Genomic DNA, 19845 nt, shown 5'->3' on the forward strand with positions numbered 1-19845 from the left:
TTGATCTTTTACCTATGAAAAGGGTTGTTCTCCCCCTTATCTGTCTGCTCTGTCTTTTCTTTCTGGCAGGGCCGGCATCAGCAGCGTTCGTAAAGATAGATGCCCCTGACACAGTCAATGCAGGTCAACCCCTCGAGGTCACCGGCACGACCACGTCTTTGAAGCCTGGCTATACCTTTGACGTCATCCTCTATGACCTCACCTATGGGACCAAGTCGGTGACCGACACAAAGCAGGTGATCGTCCAGGACGACGGGAACTTCACAATTGAGTTCAGTACCGACGGTCTGCGGAGCGGATCTCACTCGGTCGAGGTCTCGACGAAGGGCGAGGACGTCTTTGGCGGGAGTTCAAAGAAGATCAAGATCTTCACCGTGGTGAACCGCGTCGACGACCTCACCATTACCTCACCCTCCGCCCAGGAGTACGACGGCACCCTCCATGTCGCTGGTGAGATCAAGGACTACACCGACGGCGGGGTCCGCCTGACGGTCACGGGTTCAGGCAAGACGACGGTCTATGGCCCCACCTGGATCACCACTACCACGCAGGGTGCCTTCTCTGAGAAGGTTCCGATCACCGCCGGCGGGCGCTACGTGGTCGAGGTCATGGACAACTCGAGTTACATCTGGAAGACCGGCTTCACGGTGACCGGCGGGATTGTCACCGACGTCCCTACGCCGGTCCCCTCTGAGGACCAGCCCGCAGACTCGATCTACTCTGCCTCAGCCCCTGCCTCCCACGAGAACCCGGCCTACTTTGCCGTCGAGACCAAAGGGGGGGAGGTGACCATCGCCACTTCTTCAGGGATCGACTGGGTGATGGAGTACATCGACACAGATGGCACAAAGACCCTTGTCAACGAACGGGGCGCCTCGGCCCCTGAGTCGGTCACCTTCGAGGCCGACGCCGGCACCGTCTATGTGAAGGTCTCCCCGCAGCTCTACACCGACAAGAGCACGGTGACGGTCACCGGCGAGAATGTCCGCTCGGTCGCGGCCGACCTTACCGTCGCCGAGAAGTTCGGCGACGCTGTCCCAGAACCGACGACCCAGAGCCCACTCCCGCTCTGGCCGGTCTTTGCGGCGCTGGGTGCCGCCCTCCTTATCAGGCGGGTGTGAGCGCCCTCAGGCGCATATCCTTTTTATGCGCGGCCCGCCAATATGATATGGCAAGCCGGGATAGTCTAGTCCGGTAAGGCGACGGCCTTGAAAGCCGTTGGTGTCCGCACCTCGGGAGTTCAAATCTCCCTCCCGGCGCTGTTTGTTCTTTTGATCTTTCGGTTGTGTAGAATTTTGTCCTTGAATGTGAATTGCAGGGAATTCGTCGCCCGGAGGTCTTCGTGGATCATGTTCTCTGCCTTCTCCCCCCTTGGCACGATCCCGGGAATTGGCTTTGTAGAATTCGTCATGAACCCAGAGGCTCAGGCATACATACCTGGAACCTATCCAAGAACTCTCTCGTGGTGAACACCCCCTCGAACTAGTAGAGTGCTTCCTTTCTAAAATTCAAAACGCTCTCCTCCGCCGTGGATTGTGGGGGGCGGGCCGCCCGGTGAGGGGAGGGGGGAAGGCGATGGATGCATGCATGGGTGCGCGATGAAAATACAGGGCTCTCTTCATTGCCACCCATCGGTGCCCACAGGTGAGGAGGAGGGCGGGAGAGTGTTGGGATGACCTCATGGCGAAAATTATCATGAGTCTCCGGGTTTTTCTGGGCCAATGCCCCGCCTTCAAAACAGGAAACTCCAGGGAACCACCGCCTCATTGCCGCCCCCTTTCCCCCACCACATGATAGGGCGAAGACTGCATAATCCTCTCCAGAAGCACCGGATCTACTTTCCTTGCTTGATCTTCATTCTGGAGGCCTGAAGGTGGAACGCCCGGCGAGAAGAGAGAGGGGAAGGTGTGATGAAGAGAGATTGGGCACCACTCCTCACACTCTCCCGGGCTCACACGAATTTTCATCGCCTGTGCTTGAACTGCAGGTTGATGCCCGATTCTACAGGGTTCATAGGTCAGATGTATAGCAGGAGTCCTAGAGACCGGAACCCAACCTTCAACACCCCCCTCTCCCCACTATGAAGAAGCACGTATGCACGCCGTCGATGCACTCCTGAAAAAATACTGGGGCTATACCTCGTTTTTACCTCACCAGCAGGAGATCATACGATCGGTCCTCGAAGGTCGGGACACCGTGGCGATCATGGCGACCGGCGGGGGAAAGTCGCTCTGCTACCAGTTGCCTGCCCTATACCTCGGTGGCCTCACCCTCGTCATCTCCCCGCTCATCTCGCTCATGAAAGACCAGGTCGACGACCTGAACCTGAGGGGGATCGCCGCAGCCGCCTACACAAGTGCACTCTCTTATCAGGAGAGGGCGGAGATCAGGAGACAGTTGAGTGACAACGCCCTCAGGATACTCTTTCTCTCCCCGGAAAAATCGATGCAGCCCGATTTCCTGCGGGTGCTCAGTCGTCTCCAGGTCCGTCTCATCGCGGTTGACGAGGCGCACTGCATCTCTGAATGGGGCCACGACTTCAGGCCAGAATACCGGCACCTCTCCAGACTGAAGAGACGTTTCCCCCATGTCCCCCTCATCGCCCTGACCGCCACTGCCACCCCTGAGGTGAGAGCGGACATCTCCAGGCAACTTGGTCTTTCAAATCCTTGCGAGTTCGTTGGAAGTTTCAACCGCACCAACCTCAGGTATTGCGTGGTCCCAAAAACGAAGTCGGTGCCCCTCCTCCTCACTATTCTCAGTCAGCACAGGAACGAGCCAGGGATCGTCTACTGTTTCAGCAAGAAGAAGACAGAAGACCTCTCCAGGGAACTCCGGAAATATGGGTATCAGGCGCTCGCCTACCATGCCGGCCTCTCGAAAAAAGTGAGGGAGAAGGTCCAGGAAAAGTTTGTCCACGACCGTGTGCCGATCATCTGTGCCACCGTCGCCTTCGGTATGGGCATCGACAAACCTGATGTCCGTTATGTCGTCCATTACGACCTTCCAAAGACCATTGAGTCATATTACCAGGAGACCGGCCGCGCCGGGCGGGATGGGAAGGCCAGCGAGTGCGTCCTCTTCTACAGTCCCGAGGAAGTCGACATGCTCCGCTCCGTAATCGACCACGACGCCTCAGGCGCGGCGCACCGGCGCGGCGCCCTCACAAAACTGGACAAGATGGTCGGGTACTGCGAGACGACCGGGTGCAGACGGAAATATCTCCTGGAATATTTTGGTGAGGAATATGTCGTGGAGAACTGCAGCCTCTGCGACAACTGCCTCAATCCCTCCCCTGAAGATCGGGAACTGTTCCTCAGGTTGAAGGCGCTGCGCAAGGAGATGGCGGTTCATGCTGGCATACCGGCCTCGAACATCTTCACTGATAAGAGCCTAAAAGAGATGGCCCGCACTCGCCCACGCGACCCTGAGAGTTTGGGACAGATCTATGGGGTCGGGCCGACCAAACTGGGGAGATTCGGTCCTGCCTTCCTCGCCGCCATCCGGGAATTTCTGCAGGAAAAGGGTTCTTGACCCGCTCAACTCATATACTATATTCACCCGTGCATCCACCATGCCGCCACGTATTCTCATCGCCTATGCGACAAAACACGAGACCACGCGCGAGATCGCTGAGTTCATCGCCGGTACCCTTGAAGAAGAGGGCGTCGAGACCGAGGCAAGGCCCGTCGATGCGGTCGAGAGCCTTGCCGGTTTTGACATGGTCGTCATTGGGTCTCCCATCTATATGGGAAAGATCCTGAAAGAGGCAAAGACATTTGTAGCCCGTTTCGCCGACGACCTGCAAAAGAGGCAGGTCGAGGCCTTCGCCGTCGGGATGAGTTGCAAGGATCTGACCGAGGAGAACCGTCGGAAGGTGCAGGAGGCGATGGCGCCCATCACCGACCGCGTCCAGGTCAGGGGCGAGTTGGGCATGTTTGCCGGGAGGATGAACCCATCTTTCGTCCCGGTGCTCGGCCGTTTCATGAAATATGACGAGGCGAAGACCGAGGACGCCAGGGACTGGGAGGCGGTCCGTGGATGGGCCAGGGTGCTGGCCGAACGGTGTGCCGTGGCAGCAGTCTGAGGGGGCAGAGGGAGAAGGCCGCCGCCTGGATGAGGGTTGGGGTGGGGAGGCGAGATCAATGTCCATGAAGAGAGTGGTGCCTTCCCACCGTTATCCTGACGTGGGGGCTCGGGGGGTGGCCAAACCCCCCGCTAAGATAGGTATCCAGGGGAATTACTATGAAAATGATCCCGAAGGTCATCTCTCCGAGGTCCCATGGTGGTTTGAATTCGTCAAACATCTTCAGGGCTAATACCCTGATTGCAGATACGCCTCCTGAATGATCGAGCCTCTGCCTTCCCGGCCCTCTTTTCATTCTGGGGTCAGGGGGGCATGCGCCCCTGACGTGTATGAGAGGAGGGTGCGTCGCTCAGAGGTGCGGCCTCCTGGATCCCCCGCACGACGAGGAGAGTCGGGGGCGGCCATCCAGTGGTCCCTCTCGGTGTCTGGCCAGAAAGGAGGTACACAGGCCAGTGCACGACCCGGAGACCCACGATCATGTTCATTTCGTATGCGTGAACCCTGGGTTCATGCCGAATTCTACAGAGCCGAAAAAAAAGAAAAAAGGGCATTGTGGAACCACTCCTCTATTTTTGACACGAGCATGATTCTCCCGCCTTCCCCCATCTTCGTTCCGGGGCCACGATGAGGACAGGAAGGCTGAATCGACGACCATGACGAGTGTGGTGCCGTCCTCGACCAATCATGTTGCGGGGGATCGGGGGGTGCAACCCCCCGCCAAAGAAAACGGTCCAGAAGATTTACCATAAAAATATCCTGAATATCGGTTTTGTAGAAACCCTCACTTCCTCTCGGTGCAAGGGTGACTCAATCGTCTTCTTACATCTTCGCGCCGGTGGCGCTGCCCCCGGGCCCCCTGGACCACGATGGAGCCGGGAAGGTACAAAAAATGACCATGAAGAGGGGATTGGCGTTCACGACCTATCCTCGCGCGGGGGGTTCGGGGGGCGGCACGCTCCCCATCGAAAAGAACCATCAAGAGGGTTTCTACAGAGCCTGAATATCATCTCTCTGGGTTTTCATACGGGTTTGAATCCCCCCGCTCCTTCTTGACCGATACGCAGATTGTGGATACCTCTGAATGATCGGGCCTCTGCCTTCCCGCCCCTATCGTCATCCCTGGCGTCCGGGGGGGGCAACCCGGCGAGAAGATAGGGGAGGGCAGTTGAATCGCGCACGTACCCAGAAAAGGTAAGGGTTTTTACAGGGCCAAAAAAGAAAAGAAAAGATTTCAGAGAAGAGCCGCTCAGGCAGTAGTTTTCTGGGTGGCCTCTGCCTTCAGTTTCGCCTCAAGCCGGTCGAGGTGTTTTCTGATCTCCTCGATCTCCTGGAGGAGCGTCGTGCTCTCCTGCGGGCCGTCGTCGTCCCCGGTGATCCCGATGCCCCGCCACTGGGTGAGGACATCGTCGAGAGTGGGACCGACATAGGTCTCGCCGCCGTGCGCCTCGACCAGTCCGATCTCCATCACCTCGCCGGTCTGGGAGACGACCGGGATGATCCAGACTTCTTGGTCGTCGATGACATACATGATCGGTTGCACGACCTCAAGCCCGGTGGCCATCGCGACCTTCTGGTGCTGCTGGACATTAGCCGCCGCACCGTAGTCGTTGTAGTAGCCTGGGGCGTTGTAGAAGGTGAACTTCCCGTTCTGGACATCGCCGAGCACATACCCGACCATTGAGGAGTCCTTGCCAGGGGTGGTGATCGCGCTGAACCAGTACTGGTTCCCGTCGGTGCCCTGGACAAGATAGACGTCAGGTTCACCTGCCGAGAGGATCGCCCCGGCCTCCCCGTGCTCGATGTAGACGCTGCCGGTCGGGTACTTCAGGTCGCGCTGTCCCCACCAGGAGTTGATCCACCCGTCCGAATAGGTGCCCCACCAGCCCAGGTAGGTCTCGGTGAGGGACTCGTCGAAGACCCGCTGGATCCAGGCCGGCTGTTTCCCGATCTCGTAAAACTCGTTTGTGCCGGTGACTGGGTCGGTGACGGCCAGGCCCTGCGGGGTCTCGCCGATGAGCCCGTACAGCCCTGGCTGCGAGAGGAGAGCGACCCACTTCGGGTCGCCCTGCTCGTCGAGCTGGAAGACCGGGTCATGGATGATGTAGGTAGGGTAGTCCTCCCAGATATGTCTGACCAGGTTATTTTCCAGGATGGCATGGGGGGTGTAGCACATCGGGACCCCGGTGACCAACCTTGGCTCGGCCTTTGGTTCCTCGGCCGAGACAGCGATGTAGCCGTTGGTCCCCTCGCCGGCATAGATGAGGGCCTTGTCGACGGAGTTGTAGTCCAGCGGGACCAGCCAGGTCAGTTCTCCGTCGATGAACTGGATGTAGGGCTTGAAGACCCCGACTTTATATCCCAGGTTTCCGACGACCTTGTCGGCCCGCCAGAGGGCGGTCCTGGTCGAGGCCAGGCTGATGTGGTCGGTGTCGATGAGGTCGGTGGTGTCGTCGGTCGTCTCGACCTGCGGGATCTCGGCAAGGCTCTTGGCCCCGATGATGTATGCCCCTGAGGTGACGAACGGGACCACAACAAGGGCCACCATCAGAGCGACCCCGGCGACGACCCCCATCTTCTCGTTATGGTGGACGAATGAAGACGCAAACCCGCTCATCGCGAGAGAGAGCCCGAGGTACACCATGATCTCAAGGGGGATCAGTGCGGGCGTCGTGATATAGAGGAGGGCCCCTGAGACCACGGCACCGAGAGCAATGAATCCTGGATGGTTGAGGGTCAGTGTCCTGTCTTCTATGCGGACAGCCCAGAGGGCCGTCATGATGAGCCAGAAGAGGATGAGTAGTATACTCATGGTTGTTATCTGCTCTGTATTGGTGTTAAGGATACTTTACATTGTGGGTGAGCTGACGAAAGGATAAGCGTGCAAAAAAATAGAGACTGGAGATCGATACCTTCTACCGTTATTATATTTCAGCGATCATCCTCGAAACGGCCCGGGATACGACTCTATGGTTTTCTACTGCTTCTCCAATCGATATCACTCACCATGCGCATCTATGTGCATCAGATTATTTGAAAAATTTATATAATATCATGATGTTCATCATGCGAGGGATCTCTGATGAGAGCAGTGCCCATAATCTATGTATTGATGCTTATCGTCGCCTGTTGCATTGCAGGATGTACATCTCCCGGTACAGACAAGGAAAAAGATCAGGAGCCGGTTCCCGGCGGTGCAACCGGCAGCGGTGACGCCGGTCCGGGTGCGGATCTCTCTGCTGGCGAGGAAAAGAGGCCGGAGGCGGGAAGTGTCACGGCAGTCGGGTATGAAGAGTTGATCTCCTATCTGCCTGCCGCACCGTCGGGCTGGGCTGCGGAAGAACCCTTCGGCATCGCCAACCAGATCGATGACGGGACGTGGAGCATGGCCTCCATCAGTTATCTGAACGAAGCAGACGAGGGGACGACCGCGGAACTCGTCATCTACGACTCTGCCTATTATGCTGTCGGAGGATGGGAGTTGTGGGAGAGCAGATTCTCATACGAGACCACTGACGGTTATCTCAAGTCTGGCAAGGTCCAGGGTTATCCGTCATGGGAATCCTATGAGAAAGATTCACAGATCTATGCACAATGGATCGGGATCGACGACCGATTCATGGTCTACGTCTCGGTGGATGCGGGGTCGAAGGAAGACCTGGACACCTTTGTGAACACTGTCGACTGCAGGGGGATCGCAGCTCTGGGATAACTGGTCCCCCTCATTTTTCCCGCAGGTCTGGACAGAAAAAAATCCTACACAACAAAATAAGAGGTTTTGTAGAACCCCTCTCTTATTCTTGGTGTGAACGGAACTTTTACCTCCTTTCCTACACTTTCTTCCCGTGGGGAGCGCGGGGTGCACCCCCCGCCACCAAGAGGAGTTGAGAGGGTTTACCATGAACATGATCCTGAAAGTCGCCTCTCTGGGTTTCCACAATGGTTTGAATCCCCCACACCCCCTCTGGACCGATACGCAGATTGCGGATACATCTCCTGAATGAACATGCCTTTGCCTTCCCGCCCCCATCGTCATCCCTGGGGTCAGGGCGGCACTCGCCCCCAGCAGGAGGCTATGGGAAGGCATGATGATCAGAACAGCCGCCTGATCGTAGAGGTTTCACCGCCGTCTCGCCCTGGGGGGTGCACCCCCCTGACCCCCCCACGACGGGGAGAGGCAGGGGCGACGAGGGAACACGATCTTCACCTGCACTTCAGTCTTGAAAAAGAGAGACCACGTGACAAAAAATTTTCATCCCGTATGCGTGAACCGGGGGTTCATGCCAGATTTTACAGAGCAAAAAAAAAAAATAAAATATCCCTTCAGGAATCGCTCTTCTGCATCTCTCTGTCAGTCTCTTCAAAGACCGCCACAAGTTCAGGCTCAGGTGCAGGCGTCATCTTGCTGACGACATAGATCGCAAGCATCGAGAGAATGAACCCTGGCACGATCTCGTACAGCCCGAAGAACCCGAACCATTTCCAGACCAGGACCGTCAGCCCGCCGACGACGATCCCGGCGAGGGCCCCCTGCCGCGTCGTCCGCTTCCAGAAGAGCCCCATCAGGATCACCGGCCCGAAGGTCGCACCGAATCCGGCCCAGGCGTAGGAGACGATCTGGAAGACGCTGCTCTCTGGGTCGAGCCCGAGGAAGATCGCCAGCACTGCAACGAAAAGAACCGAGAGACGGCTCACCCAGATCAGTTCCTTCTCACTCGCCTCATGCCTGAAGAATGATTTGTAGAGGTCCTGTGAGACCGCCGAGGCGCTGACCAGGAGCTGGGAAGAGGCCGTGCTCATGATCGCCGCAAGGATCCCGCAGAGCACGATCCCTGCAAGGAACGAGAAGAAGACCTCGCTTGTCATCACCATAAAGACCGTCTCGGCGTCCGGACCGACCAGAGGCTGGTTCAGGAAGACACGGCCGACAAGACCGATCGCGACCGCCGCAAGAAGAGAGATCGTAACCCAGATCATGGCGACCGATCTCGCCTCTCTGATCTCCTCGGGTTTTCTGATCGCCATGAACCTGACCAGGATATGGGGCTGGCCGAAATACCCGAGCGCCCATGCAAGACTGGAGACGATCGCGATGGCAGTGAGGGGTAGACCGGTCTCTGCGTCCATGAAGGGGTCGAGGAGCGCAGGGTCGATCTGTTCGATCCCGGCGACGGTGGCCTCAGGGCCGCCAAGGGCGAGGATGGCCATGATCGGGACCATCAGGAGTGCAAAGAACATCAGTGTCCCCTGGATGAAGTCGGTGAGACAGACTGCCTTGAACCCCCCGGTGAAAGTGTAGGCGACGACGATCAACGACCCGACCAGCAGCGCGGTGGTGTAGTCGAGCCCGAAGACCGTGTTGAAGAGTTTTCCGCCGGCGACAAACTGCGCCGAGGTGTATATCAGGAAGAAGATCAGGATAAAGACGGCGGCAATCGCGCTGATGATGCCGGATTGATCATTGAACCTGTTCCTGAAGAAGTCGGGAAGGGTTAGCGAGTCGTTGGCCTTCTGGGTATAGATACGCAGGCGTTTTGCGACAAATTTCCAGTTCAGGAAGGTCCCGATGATGAGCCCGAGCGCCACCCAGATGGCACTCATGCCAGAGAGATAGGCAAGTCCTGGCAGGCCGATGAGCAACCACCCACTCATATCTGAGGCTTCAGCACTGAGTGCTGCAACATAACGGTTCAGACCTCTGTTCCCGAGGATATAGTCGCTGACAGTGTGCGTCTTGTTGTAATACAAGAGCCCGATGAGGACCATTGCGCCTAGATAGACGATAAATGCGGCCAATATTGCGGTGCCGTTGCTGAACATGCTCTCTCCTGTAATGATGCACCCTGTCCGCCATTCATTCATTTTTTAAAAAAGAAGGCAGAGATACATCGATTCTTAGAAAGGTTCACAGGAACACTATTTATAGGGTTCGGACTTGACTTCTGGAAGAGAGTTGGTGCGGAGGCACAGAAGGGGTCAGATGTTCAGAATAGTTCCCATAATAAATTATTATTGATAATAAGGCCCTATATCTCTAAGAAATTGACTGCATAGAAATATCTACCTATTTTTTATGCACATGTGGCTTCCATGCCTTTTTTCTTCGATCGCACCTGGAGCGCTGCCCCTGACCTCCGGGATGAAGGGGGAGGCAGGAAGGTAGGACCGATGTTTTTTGAGGGAATTGCCCTGTTCACTCCTTCTCTTCGCGCGGGCCACCACGTCCTGTCTTCATGGTCTTCTTTCTGCTTTCCCGTCCCTCTTACCCTCCCTGGCGTCCGGGGGGAGGGCAACCCGGCGCGGTGGGAGGGGGGACGGTGAAGGATGCATGGGTGCGCAATGAAGAGGCGGAGATCTTGTCCTGGGTTTTGCCCGGCACTCATCTCTCACCGCAGTCTCACGACTTCTCCAAGGGACGCCACCGAGTCGATGACTGCATCTGGGACTACCCGCGCCTGATTCACGAATTTTTCGTCGTATTTCCCGGTTCTGACCAGGACCGCCCGCATCCCGGCGCCCTTTGAACCGCCGATGTCGGTCATGATATCGTCCCCGACCATGACGGCATCTCCTGGGGCCACGCCCATATCGTCAAGGGCCCGCGCGAAGAAGGCCGGTGAAGGCTTTCCGACAAGATGGGCCCTGGCCCCGCTGGCGTACTCAAGGGCCGTCACATAGGGCCCGGCGGAGAGCATCAGGTCCTCTGCGCCCCGCCAATAGCGGTCTTTTTCAAGGGCGATGAGGTCGGCGCCCTGGAGGAGAAGCCTGAAGGCGCGGTTCATCGACTCGTAGGTGAATTCGTCCCCGGCGTCCCCGACGACGACAAACCTGGTGCCCTCTTCCCCGGCACCGAGCGGTATGCCGGCCGCCGAGAAGTCGGTGTGCAGATCCCCGGTGGTGAGCAGGTAGCACGGCCCGCCCCCGCGCCGCCTGATCTCTCGCACCGCCGCCACCGACGGGGTGAAGATCGAGGACGCGGGGATGTCATATCCAAGTCCTTCCAGCTTCGCCGCCAGCGCGGCACGAGAACTGCGGGTGGTGTTGGAGACGCACCGAAACAGAACCCCGGCCGCCTGCAATGCCTTCACCACCGCTGTCCCGCCAGGCACGGGCACGCCGCCGACATGGAGCACGCCTTCGATATCGAAAAGTACTGCCTCTGTGTTGATCATCGCCCGTCCGTCGGTGGAGACGATTAAAAAAACCATCTCATATGCTCATGTGAGGAGTGGCCTCTTGGACGAAGATTGGGCCTGGAAGGCCCAGTCAATGAAATATGAAGAGAGAAGTACCTTCCCCTCTGTAGAGATCGTCATCAGGGGACTCCTGATAGAACTGATATTTGCTATGGGGCCATCCCGGCCCTCTCGCGCGCCCCCCCCTCCTCCCAGAAGATACGGAAGATGGTGAGAGGGGAGATCCTCACCCCTTCGTTGTGCACCCATGCATCCATCACTTCTCCGGACCCCCGGAACAAGAAGACCATGAGGACAGAATGCGGTCCCTTGCGGGTCTTTGTGGCACACTTCCCGCCAGAGAGATCCTACAGAGGGCTCTGTAGAAATCCTCTGGACTGTTATCTTTGGCGGGTGCGTGCCGCCGCCGCCCCCTGGTCCCTCCGAGTGAAGATAAACGGTGGACGGCATTACGCTCTTCATGGCGATTGAGTGTGCCTTCCCGGCCCTATCTTCATCCCCGGGGGTCCGGGGACAGCGCCCCAGGCGCGGGGATGTGGGAAGGCGGTTGAATCATACTCAAATCAAAAAAGTGGTGATTTCTACAGGGCCGGATATTCAAACTTTAGGGAGGGAATGATAGTATGTTCGAGGTGATCTGCAATATTCGATAGGAACCCTGGCATGTATAGGAGAGGAAGACAGGATAGCCAGAAGCGCGACCCCTCTCGTAGAATCTTCACTACCGTCCTGCACCGAGGGGTTGCCCCTCCCAGATCCCCTGTAGAGAGATACATGAAAGGTGGCGAATGGACAGGATTCTTTCCAGACCATGGGGCGCAGTTCTGAGTTATTTTCATACTGCGGCCATCCCAACACTCTCCAGCCTTACCCTCACAGAAGATAACGATGGACGACAGTTCAGAATTCTTACCGCCTCGTAGCACTAAGAAGCATTTATGGCCCCCTCACATCTTTGCGCCGGGGGCGACACCCTTCCCAGAGGATATCCGCGTTCGAAATGCCTTGAAAGGAGCGTTTCGGTTCGAAGGAGCGTTCAAACCTCAGAGCGTTCTGGGATCTGCTTGCTATATACTTGAGGGGTGTATCCTCTCCCTGGATTGGGGAAGGACAGGAGGATAATATCGTTCATCTTTCGATTCCGAGATGTTTATATGGATCATTCTATCAATTGCATGATGGAATGGATATAAAATCTGATTCAATTGCACTCTTCATCGATTTTGACAATATTGAGATCGGCATCAGGAGAGAATATAACCGGAATTTTTCGATCGGGCCCATCATCAAAGAACTCTCTGAGATGGGCACGGTGGTGGTCAGGCGGGCCTATGGTGATTGGGTGTCCTATCAGTCCTACCGTGAAGGACTTATCGAACACGGGATCGAACTGATCGAACGGACTTCCATCACTAACAGCGGGAAGAACGGGGCGGACATCAAGATCGCCATCGACGCCGTCGACCTGGCGCTGAAGAACGACTTCATCAATATCTTCGTGATCGTATCTGGAGACAGCGACTTCCTCCCGCTCATCCAGAAGTTGAGAGAATATGGGAAGTATGTGACGGTGATCAGCGGCGATGGGTTCACCAGTCCGTATATCATGAAAAATTGCGACAAGTTCATCTCCTACGAAACGATCGCCGGGATCGAGAAACCTCATGAAGAGAAGAAGAAGTTGAAGGATGCGATCGAACTGCTTGAGAAGGTCATCCTCTCCAGGGTCGACGAGGGAAAGGGGTTGCACCTGGCTGCGATCAAAAACCAGATGCTCAGGCTTGACCCTTCTTTCAACGAGAAGTCCTATGGGTTTTCCAATTTTGGAAAATTTATCAGGTACATCGGCGACGAATGCCTGCTCCCGATCAAGATCCATACGAGGGACAGCGGTGACTGGTTCCTTGACTACTTCTCTGATCACGACGAGATGATCACCTCAGAGGAATACCAGCAGCGGGAACCACATCTCAGGGAGTGGGGGATCATCTTTGGGACTATTGAACGGTGTTTCCGCGAGGGAGAGGGGAAGTATACGCAAGGGTGGTACCAGTACCTGATCGCCTACTTAACGCAGCAGAGGCGGGAGGGAAAGATCGGTCTGGACCAGAGCAGTCTCAAGGCGGCCCTGCTCCGTCTCCTCGAGTCTGATATATTGATCAGGAAAAATCCCGAGAAGAGTCTTGAAAAATCGGTGTTCATGTTGCCTGACGACTATGAGGAGAGGAAGGCCAGGTTCATGGACGACCGGTTCCGCGACCTGTGAACGCCCTGGTGGGGGGGCCTTCTGATCCTGTGACTGAATAGGCAAGGGACGGCAGCACTCTCTGAAACAATTTTGTACTTGAGATCATCCCAGAACTCTCCTGCTCTTCCTCGTCACCGATGAAGAGCGATGGATGAGAATAAAGAGATCCCTGCGTTTTCATCGCGCAACTCTGCATTCGCCGCCTGTCCCCATGCTCGCGCTGGGAGCACTGTCCCCGGACCCCGATGATGGCGATTGGGGCGAGAAGGCAGAGCGATGATCGTGAAGACGGGACGCAGTCCTCTCCCAATCTTCATCTGCGGGAGGTCCGTAGGGTGACAGACACGCCCCCCGGACCCCCCACGACGAGGATAGGGGTGGGGCGGCAATGAGGCGGCGGTCTCACAGATTGTCCTGTTCTGAATAGGGAGCACAGGTCCACACACTATAGAAACCCACAATCATGTTCAATCGCGTATGCGTGAACCAGGGGTTCATGCCAGATTCTACAGAGCAAAAAAAAGGAGAGTGCTTCTCACTGGTCAACTGGCACTGCAAGGGTGAGGCAGGTTCCGCCGATAAGACGGACGTTCCCGATGCTCTTGCCCTTCATCCGCTCGACAACCGTCTTTGCCGACTCTTCTGGTACTTCGACAAAGGTATCGGTGCCTTCGATCCTGATCGCCCCGATGGACCGCCCCGAGATCCCGGTCTCGCCGGCCAGGGCACCCACGATATCTTTGGGCCTTATGTTGCGGTCTTTGCCGGCGTTGAGGTGGAGACGGACCATCCCGGCCTCGACCTCACTCCTGTCCTCTGGTGCCGCGGATGAGGACGATGCCGAGGATGACCGCCGCGTCTTGCGACTGAGCATCATCTTCAGGACGGCCGCCGCCACGTCCCTGGCAGAGAGATCGTCCTCGCCGATCACCTGGTCGACGATCCCGGCGTAACGGTCGAGGTCCCCTTCCTCGATCGTCTCCTTGATCTCCTCGGCCAGATGACGCATCCTGCTCTCTTCGACATCCCGTTCACTCGGGACCGGGATCGTGTGGATCCTGGCCCGGCACCGGCGCTGGATCGCCTTCAGGCGGTAGCCGTCCCGCGGCCCCATGAAGGTGATCGCCCGGCCGCCGCGCCCGGCCCTGGCCGTCCGGCCGATCCGGTGGACATAATACTCGAGGTCCTGGGGCAGGTCGTAGTTGATGACCAGTTCCACGTCCTCGACATCGATCCCCCTGGCCGCGACGTCGGTGGCGATGAGCACGTCGATGGCGTCGTTCCTGAACCTGCCCATCACGCGGTCGCGCTGCATCTGCTTCATGCCGCCATGGAGTGCCTCGGCCCTGACCCCGAGGGTGTGGAGTTGTGCCGTGAGGTCGTCCACGCCCTGTTTGGTGTTGCAAAAGACGATCGTAAGCTCAGGGTTGTAGATCTGGAGGAGCCTGGAGAGCACTTCCGGCTTCTCCTTTCTCCTGACCTTCACCGACAACTGCTCCACCTGCGGGACGGTCATCTCTTTCTGCTGCACCCGCACGAATGCCGGGTCCTGCTGGAAACGGCGCGAGATGTCCCGGATCGGCTTGGGCATCGTTGCGGAGAAGAGGACGGTCTGGCGGTCGTCAGGGGTCTCGGAGAGGATCCGCTCGATGTCTTCCCTGAAACCCATGTCCAGCATCTGGTCGGCCTCGTCGAGGACGACAGTCTGCACGGTGTCAAGCATGAGGGTGCCGCGTTCCAGGTGGTCGATCACCCGTCCGGGTGTCCCGACAACGATCTGCGCCCCGCGCCGCAGTGCTCCGAACTGCCGCCCGATCGGCTGGCCGCCATAGATGGGGACGACCGAGATATTTCCCTGGTGACGGGACAGTCTCTTGATCTCGCCAGACGTCTGGAGGGCGAGTTCGCGGGTCGGAGAGAGGACCAGCGCCTGTGTCCTGGAGTCTTCCTGGTCGACCTTCTCGACGAGCGGGATCCCGAATGCCGCCGTCTTACCGGTACCGGTCTGGGCCTGACCGGTTACGTCCTGTCCCTCCAGAATCTTGGGGATAGCAAGTTTCTGGATGGGTGTTGGCTCCTCAAAGCCCATATCTTCTATTGCCTTGAGGATATTCGGGGAGATAGGAAAAGTTGAGAAGCCACAATATTCTTGCATTCCTTATATGTGTGTGCTCACCCCTCATTATGTACCATGTCAGGGCAGGGGCATATTCCCTCCCTGACTCTCTTTTGAGAGATCTATATTCCGGGGGATATGCATCCGACTTCCAGGAGATCGAGATATGGAGGTCGATATCACATATTACTGACTTTACGCCCATATTCATCTCCTCGCGCGCCCGGTCGACGAGGGGGTGGAGGAGGGAGGAACCAGGGCCACGCCCTCCAGGGTACTTCACCTCCCTCTTCATGTTCACCTGTTGTGCCTGCCCGGTTCCCCTGTCACTTCTGGATCCCGGGGCAAGACCCTGGAGGTCATCCCAAAACTCTCCCGCCCTCCTCTCACCAATGAGAGCGATGGATGAGATTGAAGAGATCCCTGCATTTTCATCGCGCACCCATGCATCCGTCGCCGACTCCCACGCCCACGTCGAGGGCGAGTGCCGCCTGGATCTCCTGAACCTCGATTGCGTCGGGAAGGCAGAGGGGAAACCATGAAGATAGGACGCAATCCCCCGCCAGTCTTCATCGGTGAGGGGTCCGGGGGGACGGCATGTCCGCCCCCCGGCCTGCATCCCTGCAGAATAAAGATCTTAGATCAAGCCGCGGCACGCGAGGAAGTAGGCCATCAGGGTCTCAAGCCCCCAGATGTACTCGGCGGCATCGACCGAGCGGATCCGCCGGCCAATCTCTCGTACCTGCCGGTGGTCCTCCTCCCACTCTTCCATGAGCCGCTCCTCCACTTTTGCCGCCCTGAGATAGGAAAGGAAGGCGTTGTCGTCGCCTGAGGCACGGTGGGCGGCGATGTCGGCAGGCGTGATGAGCCCATGCGAGAGCGCCCAGCTCATCACCCCTGAGGAGTAGTCCCCCTCCCCGACCTCGCGCTCCCAGGTGCCGACCCAGTTGCCGATCCTGATCATCTGCTGGCCAAACCAGACCAGTTCACGCAGATGAGGGAGGTCTTCTTTCATGAGGTCAGGGGAGTAGAGAGCGTCGACCGTCCCGCAGATGTAGATGGTCATGTTGTGCGAGTTGTACGAGAGGTTCTCGGCATGACTGATCACCTCTGGATGCCGGTTGATGAGGTAGGCGTACCTGAATGAGTTCCAGGTCTGGGCAAGGTCGAAGAAGAAGAGGTCGCCGAACTCTGCCCAGCGCGGGGCCGCTTCCACCCTCGCATAGATCTCGTCGAAGAGGGCGGCAAGGTAGCGGACCCGGTGCGCCTCCTCTGGCGCCAGGTCGTCTGGCACGGTCAGGTCGTCACGCCTGAACGGCACCTGGAGCATCACCTCAAGCAGCCGTCGGTTCTGGTGCCGGTCAGAGACGTCGTCGGTCACCGTGGTGGCCAGGATGATGAAGAGCTTGACCAGCGCCGCATCCCGTCGGCATGCCTGCGGGACCGAGGAGAAGCCGAAACCCGGTTCCTGGTCGTACAGGATCTTCCAGCACCACTGCCAGAGGAACCGGTTCCGTTCCCCGAAGTGTTCTTCATATTCAGGGAGAACGGCGACGAACTCTTCTGGGAGTTCGACCGCAGCGATCCCCTCTCTCAACAAACCTCTTTCTGTGTCCGCATAAGTGCAGACTGCACTGATCACTGTTTCGTTCTGGAGCATCTCAGCACCTTCTAAAGGACCGGGTCGAAAGAGAGGACTGGGGAGCCAGGACCGACTGGGCCTGGATATACACTATCGTGTACTGGTGGGGGGTAGGGACGCCCGGTCTGGATCGTGATCATGGCACCTGTACCATAAATATATTGTGTATAAAATATAGTTTATGAATCAATGCCCCCCCATACTATAATTATCTCCAAATCTTGCGATATTCTCGTTGACGCGCTGAACGCTTCACGGCCTTCACCGCCCGTGAGACCTGGTGAACTGCGGGGGTGGTGGTCTTGAAATGGACTGTCCCATTTCTGAGGTGAGCAAGGAGGTCGCCTGGCCCTTCGAAGGGTTCGAGTTCGACGAAAGTCCGGCAGAGTTCAAAGGGGAGATGGGCGTCTGAACCGGCGGTGAGATTTTTTTTGTGGGTTCTGGCATATGCCTGCGCAGTGCGGTTCGCCTCTGGTGCAGTGTTCCTGGCATTATATCCCTCGATGAGATCGACCTGGTCGACGGCCTCGTCCAGGGCGCGGCGATCGATGGCACTTGTCCGGAAGGTGCAGAAGGGGTGGGGGACAATCGAGACGGCGCCTTGCTCGCTGATCTGGTCGATCGTCTCGCCGGCACTCAGGCCTGGAGTGATCTCCTCGGTGAGAAATGCACCGATCACCTCGCCTTCGGTCGTCGAGATCTCTTCGGCACGGATGAGTGGGACATCTGGATCAAATTCCCTGACCCTGCGAAAGACTTCTTCTGAGCCGCGAATGGTGTTGTGGTCGCAGACCATGGCCAGGACTCTGTGCGTCCGCCATGCACGGACGATGGTGTCGATCTCGATCACGGCATCAGGTGAGTAGACAGAGTGGACATGCATGTCGAGTCTGACGCGGTTTCCTGGAGCAATCTCTGGCGACATGAATATAGATCAGAAGGGAAGGAGTATAGAGATAACTCCTGGAGTTTCCGGGAACCCCTATAAAATATAGAGGGGGCGGTTATCCATGACCGCCACCTGTATATGGCATGAAGGGCAGGAACACCCCTCATGGATATGATCCGGATTCTGGGCGCCGGCCCGGCCGGGCTTGCAGCGGCCGTCACCCTGGCGAGGGCGGGACATAATGTGGAGGTGTACGAGAAGCAGGAGGACGTCGGGACGCGTTTTAGGGGCGACCTCCAGGGGCTTGAGAACTGGTCAGGTTCCTCAGACGTCATCGACCGCCTTGGCGGGATCGGGATCAGGCCTGAATTTGAACACCGCCCCTATGCTCGTCTCTCGGTCTCCGACGGGCAGGAGATTCTCTCTTTTGCCTGCCAGAAGCCGGCCTTCTACCTTGTACGACGTGGAAAAAGTCCCGGCTGTCTTGACCATGCCCTCAAAGAGCAGGCCCTGGATGCCGGGGTCGATATCAGGTTTAATTCAACCCTCCCTGAGGATCGGACCGAGATCGTGGCGACCGGTCCTGAACGCCGGGGGGTGCATGCGGTCGCGAGAGGCTACACCTTCTCGACCTCAATGGACGACCTTGCCTATGGGCTTGTCAACTCCGCCGCATCCAGGAACGGCTACGCCTATCTCCTGGTGATGAATGGCCGCGGTTGTCTCTGCACAATGCTGACCGGTGATTTTGAGAAGGCCGGGTCATGCCTGGCCGAAGCAGAGCAGACTTTCTCCGAACTTGTCGACCTGGACGTGAAGGACCCGCACCCATGCGGGGGAGTGGGGAGGGTTGCCCTGCCGCCGCACTATCAGGATAACGGCCGCCTATATGCTGGAGAGGCGGCCGGGCTCCAGGATCCCTTCTGGGGGTTTGGGATCCTGTACGCTCTCAGGTCCGGCCATCTCGCCGCGCAGAGTATCATCAAGGGTTTCGACTATGGCCATGCCGCAGAGGAGACCTTCGGGGATATGCTGAAGGCGGGGGTGGTCAACCGCTACCTCTGGGACCGGTATGGTATGGAGAACTATGCCAAGATCTACCGGCGACTGAAGGGAGTGGATGACCCGTTGCCGTATCTCAGGTCGTTCTATACCTTCAACACTTACCAGAGGCTGCTGTACCGCAAGGCGAAGCGGCATGTGAAGACGCACTACGGGGGCGTCATTTCGGCGAAGTGAGAGGGGCGGTCTTGAAACGTAGGTCAGGGGCCCCACGTTTCGGCTTTGTAGAACCTTTCGCCTCTTCTTGGTTCGCGTATGATACATCCGCCTTCCCATCCCTCCGGCCGTGGGTGTGCACCCTGACTCTCTTGACCACGATTGCGCCGGGAAAGCGCACCTAATGGAGATGAAGAGGGGGGCTTGATACGGGGAGTGGGGGACCATTCCCTGCAGAGTGGGCCACCGTGAGGGTTTATACCATGAGGTCATCCCAGACCTCTCTCCCCTTACCCCTGCAGAAGTTCGCGATTGGATAATGGTTGAGAGATCCTCATCTCCTCATAGTGCTGCAATGAAGCATCCATGGCCTTCCCACGTCCTCGTGCGGAGCCCCGGTGCGAAGGTGTGGGAAGGCGCGATGACCTGGCGTGCCGCCCCAGATCGTAGAA

14 protein-coding genes and 1 tRNA gene are annotated in these 19845 nt (G+C 57.6%); 8 read left to right on the forward strand and 7 right to left on the reverse strand.

Annotated features, from left to right (window positions below; translation table 11 throughout):
• The first annotated feature begins 14 nt into the window (after positions 1–14).
• The 4 genes from J2129_RS03320 (at position 15) to J2129_RS03335 (ending at position 4087) form a co-directional block, all read left to right on the forward strand.
• A complete protein-coding gene (locus J2129_RS03320; protein WP_209629447.1) occupies positions 15–1121 on the forward strand; it encodes a hypothetical protein in 1107 nt (368 codons plus the stop codon).
• A 54-nt stretch (positions 1122–1175) separates the two neighbouring features.
• Positions 1176–1259: transfer RNA gene (locus J2129_RS03325), tRNA-Ser, on the forward strand.
• 835 nt (positions 1260–2094) lie between these two features.
• Positions 2095–3534: an ATP-dependent DNA helicase RecQ gene (locus J2129_RS03330; protein ID WP_209629449.1), complete on the forward strand. Its 1440-nt coding sequence runs from the start codon at positions 2095–2097 to the stop codon at positions 3532–3534.
• Between the two features lie 40 nt (positions 3535–3574).
• Positions 3575–4087: a flavodoxin domain-containing protein gene (locus J2129_RS03335; RefSeq protein WP_209629451.1), complete on the forward strand. Its 513-nt coding sequence runs from the start codon at positions 3575–3577 to the stop codon at positions 4085–4087.
• Positions 4088–5333: 1246 nt separating this feature from the next.
• On the opposite strand, the gene J2129_RS03340 is transcribed toward J2129_RS03335, so the two are convergent.
• Complete coding sequence (locus tag J2129_RS03340) at positions 5334–6896, reverse strand: hypothetical protein (protein WP_209629452.1); 1563 nt, start codon at positions 6894–6896, stop codon at positions 5334–5336.
• Between the two features lie 270 nt (positions 6897–7166).
• Here J2129_RS03340 and J2129_RS03345 point away from each other — a divergent pair, with 270 nt between their 5' ends.
• Positions 7167–7796, forward strand: a complete 630-nt coding sequence (locus J2129_RS03345; RefSeq protein WP_209629454.1) for a hypothetical protein — start codon at positions 7167–7169, stop codon at positions 7794–7796.
• Positions 7797–8407: 611 nt separating this feature from the next.
• Here the strand turns inward: J2129_RS03345 and putP are convergent.
• Together putP and J2129_RS03355 are read right to left on the reverse strand one after the other, a co-directional pair.
• Complete coding sequence (putP, locus tag J2129_RS03350; RefSeq protein ID WP_209629456.1) at positions 8408–9904, reverse strand: sodium/proline symporter PutP; 1497 nt, start codon at positions 9902–9904, stop codon at positions 8408–8410.
• 566 nt (positions 9905–10470) lie between these two features.
• Positions 10471–11292, reverse strand: coding sequence for a TIGR01458 family HAD-type hydrolase (locus J2129_RS03355; RefSeq protein ID WP_245320573.1), 822 nt, complete (start codon positions 11290–11292; stop codon positions 10471–10473).
• 1171 nt (positions 11293–12463) lie between these two features.
• Here J2129_RS03355 and J2129_RS03360 point away from each other — a divergent pair.
• A complete protein-coding gene (locus J2129_RS03360; RefSeq protein WP_209629458.1) occupies positions 12464–13546 on the forward strand; it encodes an NYN domain-containing protein in 1083 nt (360 codons plus the stop codon).
• Between the two features lie 517 nt (positions 13547–14063).
• Here J2129_RS03360 and J2129_RS03365 read toward each other — a convergent pair.
• A complete protein-coding gene (locus tag J2129_RS03365) occupies positions 14064–15617 on the reverse strand; it encodes a DEAD/DEAH box helicase (protein WP_245320574.1) in 1554 nt (517 codons plus the stop codon).
• A complete protein-coding gene (locus J2129_RS03370; protein WP_245320576.1) occupies positions 15607–15939 on the reverse strand; it encodes a hypothetical protein in 333 nt (110 codons plus the stop codon). The genes J2129_RS03365 and J2129_RS03370 overlap by 11 nt, the downstream gene beginning before the upstream one ends.
• Before the next feature lie 106 nt (positions 15940–16045).
• On the opposite strand from J2129_RS03370, the gene J2129_RS03375 reads away from it, so the two are divergent.
• Complete coding sequence (locus tag J2129_RS03375; RefSeq protein WP_209631361.1) at positions 16046–16186, forward strand: hypothetical protein; 141 nt, start codon at positions 16046–16048, stop codon at positions 16184–16186.
• Between the two features lie 95 nt (positions 16187–16281).
• Here the strand turns inward: J2129_RS03375 and J2129_RS03380 are convergent, their stop codons facing one another.
• Together J2129_RS03380 and J2129_RS03385 are read right to left on the reverse strand one after the other, a co-directional pair.
• Positions 16282–17304 carry a hypothetical protein gene (locus J2129_RS03380; protein WP_209629464.1) on the reverse strand — a complete coding sequence of 341 codons (1023 nt, stop codon included), beginning with the start codon at positions 17302–17304 and terminating at the stop codon, positions 16282–16284.
• A gap of 190 nt (positions 17305–17494) precedes the next feature.
• On the reverse strand, positions 17495–18211 hold the full coding sequence (locus J2129_RS03385; RefSeq protein WP_209629465.1) for a PHP domain-containing protein: 717 nt from the start codon (positions 18209–18211) through the stop codon (positions 17495–17497).
• A 129-nt stretch (positions 18212–18340) separates the two neighbouring features.
• Between J2129_RS03385 and J2129_RS03390 the strand changes: the two genes are divergently transcribed.
• On the forward strand, positions 18341–19414 hold the full coding sequence (locus J2129_RS03390; protein WP_209629467.1) for an NAD(P)-binding protein: 1074 nt from the start codon (positions 18341–18343) through the stop codon (positions 19412–19414).
• Positions 19415–19845: the final 431 nt, after the last annotated feature.

The organism is Methanofollis sp. W23 (assembly GCF_017875325.1).
Taxonomy (GTDB): Archaea; Halobacteriota; Methanomicrobia; order Methanomicrobiales; family Methanofollaceae; genus Methanofollis.